This is a genomic window from Streptomyces bambusae, from assembly GCF_019400985.1.
Classification (GTDB): domain Bacteria; phylum Actinomycetota; class Actinomycetes; order Streptomycetales; family Streptomycetaceae; genus Streptomyces; species Streptomyces bambusae_A.
Genome location: NZ_WTFF01000623.1, coordinates 1 through 1,511 on the forward strand (window position 1 = coordinate 1; position 1,511 = coordinate 1,511).

General features: G+C 73.2%; 2 protein-coding genes. Both read right to left on the reverse strand.

The window, feature by feature from the left end; all coding sequences use genetic code 11:
- On the reverse strand, nucleotides 1-630 hold a 630-nt coding region (locus tag GPJ59_RS36125), incomplete at its 3' end, for a TerD family protein (protein ID WP_219672343.1).
- 111 nt (nucleotides 631-741) lie between these two features.
- Nucleotides 742-1,323 carry a M48 metallopeptidase family protein gene (locus GPJ59_RS36130; RefSeq protein ID WP_374201015.1) on the reverse strand — a complete coding sequence of 194 codons (582 nt, stop codon included), beginning with the start codon at nucleotides 1,321-1,323 and terminating at the stop codon, nucleotides 742-744.
- Between the last annotated feature and the right edge of the window lie 188 nt (nucleotides 1,324-1,511).

Sequence of the window (1,511 nt, forward strand, 5' to 3'; positions counted from 1 at the left end):
GGCCTGGGCTGCGGCCGGGGCGCCGGGCGGCGGGGCGAAGGCGGGCGGCGCGAACGACGACGAGGCGGCCGGCGGCTGCGCGGCCGGAGCCGGGGCCTCCTCCTCGGCGACCTCGCCGCCGAAGTTCCTCAGGAGGGCCTCCAGGCCCCCGTCGAAGCCCTGGCCGACGGCGGCGAAGCGCCAGACGTCCTTGAGGTAGAAGTCGCCGAGCATGACGGCGCGCTCGGTGCTGAACTCCGAGCCGTTGAAGGAGTAGCGGACGACTTCCTCGCCGCCCGCCACGATCCGGATGTAGCCCGGGCCGATCTGCGACATCTGTCCGGCGCCGTCGACGGTCGCGGTGAAGGACAGCTTGTGGATGTGCGCGGGGATGCGGTCCAGCGTCACCCGGAAGGATTCGGTGTCCCCGGCCTGCGCGCCGAGGAGCTGGACGGACTCCTCGGGGGACTTCGGCTGGTTGAAGAAGACGAAGTAGCGATCGTCCGACAGCCGCTCGTCGGCATCGAGGCCGAAGCAGCTGATGTCGAACGTCAGCCCGGGACCGGAGATCTGCACGCCGATGTACAGATCGGTGCCTGCCGTGAGATCACTGACCTTGGCCTTGTGGCCGCGTTGGAATTCCCTGGCCATACGTAACGACCGTCCCCCATCCCGACGATGAATGCGTGCGGTGAAGGCTATCGGCTGTGGGCGACATCGGGCCAAGGCCGGGACGAACCCGGTACATGTCACGAACGGGTCTCATGCCTCGCGGGGTGCGGGAACCTTGGGCAGACGGTCGGCGGCGACGACCCCTTCGAGGTAGCCGCGGGCCCGCTCGGTACGGGGGTAGGCCTCCAGCAGCCGCCAGAAATCCGGGCCGTGGCCGGGCACGAGCAGGTGCGCGAGCTCGTGCAGCAGGACATAGTCGACGACGTACTCGGGCATGCCCTGGAGCCGGTGCGAGAGGCGGATGCTGCCCTCGGCGGGGGTGCAGGAGCCCCAGCGGGTGTTCTGGTTGGTCACCCAGCGCACCGAGCGGGGGCGGGCGCGGCCGTCGAAGTACTGCCCGGACAGGAGTTCGGCGCGCTCGGTCAGCTCCGTGTCGCCCAGGGTCCGCCGGCTCTCCTGCGCCGCCAGCTTGTCGAGCATGACGCCCACCCAGCGCTGCTCCTCGGCCTCGGACATCCGGGCGGGGATGAGCACGACGGTGCGGTCGCCCTCGCGGTAGGCGGACACGGTCCTGCGGCGGCGCGCGCTCCGGCGGACTTCGACGGCGCGGGGCAGTGGTTCGGCGGACACGCCCTCGACGGTACCGGGTGGCTCGGACCGACGTCCCGCCATCTCGTATGACGAATGGCGGGGGCTGTGGACAACCGGGGAGGGGGGTGGGGCGGGGGGGGGGCATTCTTCGGGGGGGGGGCGGGGGCGGGGGGGGCCGGGCGGGAGGGGCGGCGGGGGGGGGAGGGGGGGGGGGGCGGGGGGGGGGGGGGGCGGGGGCGGGGGGGGGCGGGGGGGGGGGGCGGGGAACG